The following is a 1,198-nucleotide window of genomic DNA, read 5'->3' as shown; positions in this document are numbered from 1 at the left end:
GGTCCTAAGGTAGCGAAATTCCTTGTCGGGTAAGTTCCGACCTGCACGAAAGGCGAAACGATCTGGGCGCTGTCTCCGCGGGGGGCTCAGCGAATCTGAAGTACCGGTGAAGATGCCGGTTACCCGCACCAAGACGGAAAGACCCTGTGCACCTTTACTACAACTTGTCACTGGACCTTGGTGTGGTATGTGCAGGATAGGTGGGAGGCTGTGAAGCCGGGGCGTCAGCTTCGGTGGAGCCGTCGGTGAGATACCACCCTTACTGCACTGGGGTTCTAACCCAGGGCCGTCATCCGGTCCGGGGACAATGGCAGGTGGGTAGTTTGACTGGGGCGGTCGCCTCACAAAGGGTAACTGAGGCGCCCAAAGGTCCGCTCAGGCTGATTGGAAACCAGCCGGAGAGTGCAAAGGCATAAGCGGGCTTGACTGCGAGACCCACAAGTCGAGCAGGGACGAAAGTCGGGCTTAGTGATCCGGCGGTCCCGTGTGGAAGGGCCGTCGCTCAACGGATAAAAGGTACGCCGGGGATAACAGGCTGATCCTGCCCAAGAGTTCACATCGACGGCGGGGTTTGGCACCTCGATGTCGGCTCATCGCATCCTGGGGCTGAAGCAGGTCCCAAGGGTTCGGCTGTTCGCCGATTAAAGCGGTACGTGAGCTGGGTTTAGAACGTCGTGAGACAGTTCGGTCCCTATCTGGTGCGGGCGGAGGACACTTGAGGAGAGCTGTCCTTAGTACGAGAGGACCAGGACGGACGGACCTCCAGTGTACCGGTTGTCGCGCCAGCGGCAGCGCCGGGTAGCTGTGTCCGGAAAGGATAACCGCTGAAAGCATCTAAGCGGGAAGCCAACTCCAAGATCAGGTGTCCCGGGCGCAAGCCCCTGAAGGCCCCTGGTAGATGACCAGGTTGATAGGCGGGAGGTGTACGCGCGGTAACGCGTTGAGCTGACCCGTACTAATCGGCCGTGCGGCTTGACCGTACTTTCTTCCCAAACGCTTGGTGTGCCAGCCCAGTTGAGTTGTCCAAGTTTGGAAGTTTTTCCGGTGGCCATACCGGGGGGGAAACACCCGTTCCCATTCCGAACACGGAAGTTAAGCCCCCCAGGGCCGATGGTACTGCACTGGAAACGGTGTGGGAGAGTAGGTCGCTGCCGGGAATTATGAAAGCCCTGGGTTTAGGCCCAGGGCTTTCGCTTTT

At 59.3% G+C, this 1,198-nt stretch carries 2 rRNA genes; both read left to right on the top strand.

Annotation, left to right across the window (positions count from 1 at the left end):
• A 23S ribosomal RNA gene (locus tag ABJK56_RS05790) occupies positions 1–980 on the top strand; the annotation flags it as partial.
• A gap of 60 nt (positions 981–1,040) precedes the next feature.
• Positions 1,041–1,157: ribosomal RNA gene (gene rrf / locus ABJK56_RS05785) — 5S ribosomal RNA — on the top strand.
• Positions 1,158–1,198: the final 41 nt, after the last annotated feature.

The sequence above is a fragment of the Thermogutta sp. genome (assembly GCF_039793925.1).
Taxonomy (GTDB): domain Bacteria; phylum Planctomycetota; class Planctomycetia; order Pirellulales; family Thermoguttaceae; genus Thermogutta.
Note: the sequence above shows the minus strand (reverse complement) of the source record. Positions and strands in the feature narration are given on the sequence as shown.